At 67.4% G+C, this 6,000-nt stretch carries 7 protein-coding genes; 3 read left to right on the forward strand and 4 right to left on the reverse strand.

Annotated features, from left to right (window positions below):
* Positions 1-84: 84 nt before the first annotated feature.
* Positions 85-708, reverse strand: a complete 624-nt coding sequence (locus FHD68_RS08490) for a DsbA family protein (protein ID WP_127897739.1) — start codon at positions 706-708, stop codon at positions 85-87.
* A 30-nt stretch (positions 709-738) separates the two neighbouring features.
* A complete protein-coding gene (locus FHD68_RS08495) occupies positions 739-1,263 on the reverse strand; it encodes a DUF721 domain-containing protein (RefSeq protein ID WP_139085526.1) in 525 nt (174 codons plus the stop codon).
* 85 nt (positions 1,264-1,348) lie between these two features.
* On the opposite strand from FHD68_RS08495, the gene FHD68_RS08500 reads away from it, so the two are divergent.
* The 3 genes from FHD68_RS08500 to FHD68_RS08510 all read left to right on the forward strand — a co-directional run bounded on the left by FHD68_RS08500 (position 1,349) and on the right by FHD68_RS08510 (position 4,097).
* The gene (locus FHD68_RS08500) at positions 1,349-2,374 is read left to right on the forward strand and encodes an A/G-specific adenine glycosylase (protein ID WP_240542484.1); all 1,026 of its coding nucleotides are present in this window, start codon (positions 1,349-1,351) and stop codon (positions 2,372-2,374) included.
* 9 nt (positions 2,375-2,383) lie between these two features.
* Positions 2,384-3,514, forward strand: a complete 1,131-nt coding sequence (locus FHD68_RS08505; protein WP_127897738.1) for an alkane 1-monooxygenase — start codon at positions 2,384-2,386, stop codon at positions 3,512-3,514.
* A gap of 121 nt (positions 3,515-3,635) precedes the next feature.
* Positions 3,636-4,097 carry a BLUF domain-containing protein gene (locus FHD68_RS08510; protein WP_127897737.1) on the forward strand — a complete coding sequence of 154 codons (462 nt, stop codon included), beginning with the start codon at positions 3,636-3,638 and terminating at the stop codon, positions 4,095-4,097.
* Positions 4,098-4,188: 91 nt separating this feature from the next.
* Here FHD68_RS08510 and FHD68_RS08515 read toward each other — a convergent pair whose 3' ends face one another.
* Both FHD68_RS08515 and FHD68_RS08520 read right to left on the reverse strand, forming a co-directional pair.
* On the reverse strand, positions 4,189-5,319 hold the full coding sequence (locus tag FHD68_RS08515; protein ID WP_127897736.1) for a site-specific DNA-methyltransferase: 1,131 nt from the start codon (positions 5,317-5,319) through the stop codon (positions 4,189-4,191).
* A 90-nt stretch (positions 5,320-5,409) separates the two neighbouring features.
* The coding region (locus FHD68_RS08520) for a ribonuclease HII (RefSeq protein WP_139085528.1) at positions 5,410-6,000 on the reverse strand (591 nt) is incomplete at its 5' end.

The following is a 6,000-nucleotide window of genomic DNA, read 5'->3' on the forward strand; positions in this document are numbered from 1 at the left end:
CGCCCGCCGATCCTGCGACCATTCCGGGCGAAAATCAATCGCGCGCGTGCAAGACCCCGTCACGGGGCCCTGTAGGGCGATGCGTCACTCGGCCGGGGCGGCCTCGGCCAGCTTGGTGTCGATGATTTCCTTCATGCTGTCCCAGGGCTGGTTCGACACCTTCTCTCCGCCGATGATGAAGGTCGGGGTGGCCTCGACCTCGTCGGCGGTGGCGTTCGTCTGGAACGTGGCGATCAGCTGTTCGACCTTGGCGGTGTCCTCCCAGCAGGCGGTCATCTGTTCCTCGGTCATCCCGGCCTTCAGGCCGATGCGGCGCAGGTTCGTCGCGATCTCGTCGCCCGAACCGCCGGCCAGCCACTGTTCCTGTTCGTCGAACAGCATCCCGGACACGGGGAAGAACTTGTCGTCGCCACCGCAGCGCGCCAGGATTCCGGCCCACAGGCCCGGCTGGTCGAAGTAGACGTCGCGCTGCACGAAGCGGACCTTGCCGGTGTCGATGTATTCCGCCTTGAGCTGCGGATAGACGTTGGCGTGGAAATTCGCGCAATGCCCGCAGGTGAAGCTGGCGTATTCGACGATCGTCAGGGGCGCGTCCTCGGCGCCCTGGGCGATGTCGGGCAGGGTTTCGGGGGTCGCGGCGGCGTCCTGCGCAAAGGCGGGGGCGGCCAGGGTCATCGCGACGGCGGTTGCGGCAAATCGCAGAAACATGGAAAGTCCTTTCAGGTCGTGCATGTCATGTCAGGTCCGGCGGCTGGCGACGTTCATCGCCAGTTGCGCCATGGCCTGGGCAAGGGTCGGATCGGAAAACTGCTGCCCCACCCCCCGGGCCTGCGCCACGATCGCGGGATCGGGCGCGCGGTCCGGGCGGGGCGCATGGGAAAAGGCCGCCTGCCCTTCGGCAAAGCCGGTTGCGGCGGTCTGCGTCAGGGTGATGCGGCTGACGGCGTTATAGCCGTAGCAGGCGTTGACGCGGTCGCGCAGCCGGGGCAGCTGCATCTCGACCATGGGCGCCATGGGGCCGGTGGTCAGCAGCGTCAGTGTGGCGCCAAAGCCCGTGCGGGCGTGGCTGATGCGGACCGGACGGGTGACGGGGGCCAGCTGCGGGCCCGCGATCTCGGCCCAGTTGGTCAGCAGGCGGGTGACCGCGAATCCGCGCCCCTCGGCCGCCTTCTGGACGCGGTCGGCCAGCAGGGTGGCTGCCGCCTGAAAGCCGCGGCTGCGACGACGGATCCAGTTCTTTGGGGCGTCGGACGGGTGGGCCATGGGCGCCTTTGCTGCTATCACCCGGCCATTCTTAGCCAGCCATCCCCCCGGATGAAAGCGCGCCCTTTTGCAAAGGCCCACATAATTGCGTGAAAGCAAGGTGATCGCCCCCGACCTGCTGGATTGGTACGACCGCCATGCCCGCAGCCTGCCCTGGCGGGTGCCCCCCGGCGGCGGCCCTGCCGACCCCTATCGCGTCTGGCTGTCCGAGGTGATGCTGCAGCAGACCACCGTCGCGGCGGTCAAGGCGTATTTCCTGCGGTTCACCGCGCTGTGGCCGACGGTCCAGGACCTTGCGGCGGCCGATGACGCGCAGGTGATGGCCGAATGGGCGGGGTTGGGATACTACGCCCGCGCCCGAAACCTGCTGGCCTGCGCCCGTGCGGTGGCGGCGCGGGGCGGCTTTCCCGACATGCGCGACGGGTTGTCCGCGCTGCCGGGGATCGGGGCCTATACATCGGCCGCGATCGCCTCGATCGCCTTCGACCGGGTGGAAACCGTGGTGGACGGCAATGTCGAACGCGTGGTGTCGCGGCTGTTCGCGGTCCAGACACCCCTGCCCCGCGCGAAACCGGAACTGGTGGCGCTGGCCGACGGGCTGACACCGCAGTCCCGCCCGGGCGATTACGCGCAGGCGATGATGGACCTGGGCGCGACCATCTGCACGCCCCGCAGCCCCGCCTGCGTCATCTGCCCCGTCCAGGCCCAGTGCGACGCCCGCGCCCAGGGGATCGCGGCCGAACTGCCCCGCAAGACCCCCAAGGCCGCCAAGCCCACGCGTCAGGGCGTGGTCTGGCTGGCGCGCCAGGGCGATGCGCTTGTGCTGGAACACCGCCCGCCCAAGGGGCTGCTGGGCGGCACGCTGGCCTTTCCGTCGGCGCAGTGGGACGGGCGCGACATGCCCCCGCCTGGCCCCGCCGACTGGCGCGACCTGGGCGCCGTGCGCCATGTCTTCACGCATTTCACGCTGGATCTGACCGTGCTGCTGGGCGATCTGACCGGCAATCCCACGCGCGGGGAACTGGTCCCCCTGCGGCAGATCGACCGCGACGCCCTGCCGGGGCTGATGCGCAAGGCCTGGGATATGGCGCAGCCGCATCTTCAGGGGTAGCATCGCGGCATGAGCCATGCCCCCCTGCCCGCCGCGGCGCCCTTCTGGCTGTCCGTCGCCCTGATCCCCCTGGTCGCGCTGGCGGCCTGGGGGGGCGGGATGTGGTGGCTGATCGTGCCGGTCTATGCCTGGTACCTGACCACGGTACTGGACCGCGTGCTGGGCCTGAACGAGGCCAATCCCGACCCGGACATCGCCACCGACCAGCTGTTCTGGCATCGCGCCGTGACGCTGATCTGGTTTCCGCTGCAGGCGGCCACGATTCTGGCCTGCCTGTGGGTGGCCGGGCGCACGGACCACCTGTCGGGGTGGGAATCGCTTGGGCTGTTCTTTGCCATCGGTGTCATGTCGGGCAGCGTCGGCATCGTCTATGCGCATGAACTGCTGCACCAGAAGACGCCGGCTGAACGCTGGCTGGGGGACCTGCTGCTGGCGTCGGTCCTTTATTCGCATTTCCGCACCGAGCACCTGCTGGTGCATCACAGCTGGGTGTCGACCCCGCGCGACGCCGTCTCGGCCCGCTACAACGAAGGCTTTCACCGCTTCTTCGCCCGCGTCCTGATCGACGGCCCCCGCAGCGCGTGGCGGGCCGAGACGCGGTTCCTGGCCCGCGCTGGCCGCAGCCCTTGGGACCGCCGCAACCCCTTCTGGCGTTACGGCGTGCTGCAGGGGGCGATGCTGGGGCTGGCCATGGCCGTGGGGGGCTGGACCGGGCTGGGGCTGTTCCTGTTCCAGGCGCTGATCGCCGTCTGGCAGCTGGAGCTGACGAATTACGTCGAACATTACGGGTTGTCGCGCAAGCATCTGGGGGACGGCCGCTATGAACCCGTCCGCCCGCGCCACAGCTGGAACGCCAGCCACACCGCGACCAACTGGCTGCTGATCAACCTGCAGCGCCATTCCGACCATCACACAAAGCCCGACCGCCGCTTTCCGCTGCTGCAGACCTATGGCGCGAACGAGGCGCCGCAGCTGCCGATGGGCTATCCGGCGATGACGCTGCTGGCGATGGTCCCGCCGCTGTGGCGGCGGCGCATGAACCCCCGCGTGCGCGCCTGGCGGCGCCAGTTCTATCCAGAGATCACCGACTGGACCGACTATAACCGCGGCACCCTGCCCCTGCCCCGCAACGCGCTGTAGCGCGCCTGCCGCAGGGGCCGGCAAATATCGCTAAAAGGCTGCGCAGCTTATCCCGGGCACAACCTTGCATTGTGTGCACAAAATGGAAAAATGTCCCAAGGCGTAATAGGGACCGACCGGAATGAACGACGATTCGATGCTGATGCACAGCGATGCGCAGCCCTATCACTTCGCCGCGGGCGACAGTCTGGGTTATCTTCTGTACCGCAGCGTGGCCCGTCCCGGCATGCAACGCGACGACCTGGAACGCATCCTGCATCATGCGCGCGACCGCAACCGGGCGGCGGGGCTGACCGGATGCCTGCACCATGAGGACGGGCTGTTCTTCCAATGGGTCGAGGGGCCGCGCATTCGCCTGTTCCGGCTGATCGACGTGCTGCGCGAGGATGACCGCCACCTGAACTTCACGGTGCTGGACCAGGGACCGCTGCAACAGCGCCTGTTCAGTGACTGGGAGATGCGGTTTTCCGACCGCGAGGCCGCATCGCTGCTGGAATGGCTGGCCGAACGGCGCGACCGTGCCGGGTCCGATCAGGACGACGCCGAAAGCATCGCGGCCTTCATGCGGTCGATGAAGGGCTGACGGACGAAAAACCCCCGCCATGCGGACATGGCGGGGCAAGGTGGTTCCGGCCGTGCGCGATGCGCACGGGGGAACTGGCGAAGGGTGAAACTCAGTTGGGCCGGGGGGCGTCGCCTTCCATCTCGGCGCGGATCTGCTGGCGCAGGATGTCCAGGGGGATCATCTTGCCCTCGCGCCGGAAATGCCAATAGGTCCAGCCGTTGCAGCTGGGCGCGCCTTCCAGCGCGGCGCCGACCTGATGGATCGACCCCTTGACGTCGTTCCCGATCAGCGACCCGTCGGCACGGACCTTGGCCTTGTGACGGTTGCCGATCGAGAACAACTCCTCTCCGGGGCGCAGCATGCCGCGTTCGATGACCTGCCCGAAGGGGATGCGCACCTCGGCGCGCTTGGCGCGGGTGGTGGCGATGGCGTCGGCGTCCAGCCGGCGGACGCGCGACAGGCGGCGGCCCGCGACCTCGCGATAGGTCTCCTCGCGCTCGATCCCGATATAGTCGCGGCCCAGCATCTTGGCGACCGCACCGGTGGTGCCGGTGCCGAAGAACGGGTCCAGCACCACGTCGCCGGGATTAGTCGTGCCCAGGATCACCCGGTGCAGCAGCGATTCCGGCTTTTGCGTCGGATGGGCCTTGTCGCCGGCCGCGTCCTTCAGCCGCTCGCCGCCGTTGCAGATCGGCAGCACCCAGTCGCTGCGCATCTGGACGCCCTCGTTCAGCGACTTCAGCGCCTCGTAGTTGAACGTGTATTTCGAGCTTTCCGACTTTGCCGCCCAGATCAGCGTCTCATGCGCGTTGGTCAGGCGCTTGCCGCGAAAGTTCGGCATCGGGTTCGACTTGCGCCAGATCACGTCGTTCATGATCCAGAACTGCTGGTTCTGCAGTTCGGCGCCGACGCGGAAGATGTTGTGATAGCTGCCGATCACCCAGATCGCGCCGTTCGGCTTCAGCAGGCGGCGGGCTGCGGCCAGCCAGTCGCGGGTGAAGGCGTCATAGGTGGCAAAGCTGGAAAACTGGTCCCAATGATCGTCCACCGCATCGACCAGGCTGTTGTCGGGGCGATGCAAGTCGCCCTTCAGCTGCAAATTATAGGGCGGATCGGCAAAGATCAGGTCCACGCTGCCCGCGGGCAGGCTGTTCATGATCTCGATGCAATCCCCGCCCAGAATCTGGTTCAGCGGTAATGGCCGCGCGGAATCCGCGCGCTGGTCCTTGGTTTTCGTCATGCTCTGCCTTCGGGAAATGCCGGCTTTTGCCGGTCTGGTATGTCCCCAAAGATGATTCAGATGCGAATCGCCGTCAATTTCTTTTTCAAATCAGTCACTTACCAAAGGGGCTTTACACAAGATGTTGTGGACTGGCCTGAACGACCGCCTATGATGTGGGGTTATCCCCAGATCTAGCAGGGCGCGCTTGTGGCCTGGCGTGGGGTATCCGGCATTCACGTCCCAGCCATATCCGGGGTGCTGTTGCGCCAAATCCACCATGATGCGGTCGCGCAACACCTTGGCCACGATCGAGGCCGCGGCGATCGACAGGCAACGCGCATCGCCCTTGACCATCGCCTGCGCGGGCAGGGTCAGATCGCGGGGCAGCATGTTGCCATCGATCAGAACGTGGCAGGGCGGCTGGCGCAGCCCGGCCAGGGCGCGGCACATCGCGACATGGCTGGCGCGCAGGATGTTCAGGGCGTCGATTTCGACCGGATCGACATGGGCCACGGACCAGTCGCAATGCTCCATGATCCAAGCGGCCAGCGCGTCGCGCCGCGCGGCGGTCAGCTTCTTGCTGTCGTTCAGGCCGTCAGGGATGTTCTGCGGGTCCAATACCACGGCCGCCGCGGTGACGGGGCCGGCCAGCGGCCCGCGCCCGGCCTCGTCCACGCCCGCCACGCGACGCGCGCCCCC

This window comes from Paracoccus marcusii (assembly GCF_006151785.1).
Classification (GTDB): Bacteria; Pseudomonadota; Alphaproteobacteria; order Rhodobacterales; family Rhodobacteraceae; genus Paracoccus; species Paracoccus marcusii.

Bases quoted from the DNA above. Each gene is read 5' to 3' on its own strand.
- FHD68_RS08490 (WP_127897739.1), bottom strand. From the start codon at position 708: ATGTTTCTGCGATTTGCCGCAACCGCCGTCGCGATGACCCTGGCCGCC.
- FHD68_RS08495 (WP_139085526.1), bottom strand. From the start codon at position 1,263: ATGGCCCACCCGTCCGACGCCCCAAAGAACTGGATCCGTCGTCGCAGC.
- FHD68_RS08505 (WP_127897738.1), top strand. From the start codon at position 2,384: ATGAGCCATGCCCCCCTGCCCGCCGCGGCGCCCTTCTGGCTGTCCGTC.
- FHD68_RS08510 (WP_127897737.1), top strand. From the start codon at position 3,636: ATGAACGACGATTCGATGCTGATGCACAGCGATGCGCAGCCCTATCAC.
- FHD68_RS08515 (WP_127897736.1), bottom strand. From the start codon at position 5,319: ATGACGAAAACCAAGGACCAGCGCGCGGATTCCGCGCGGCCATTACCG.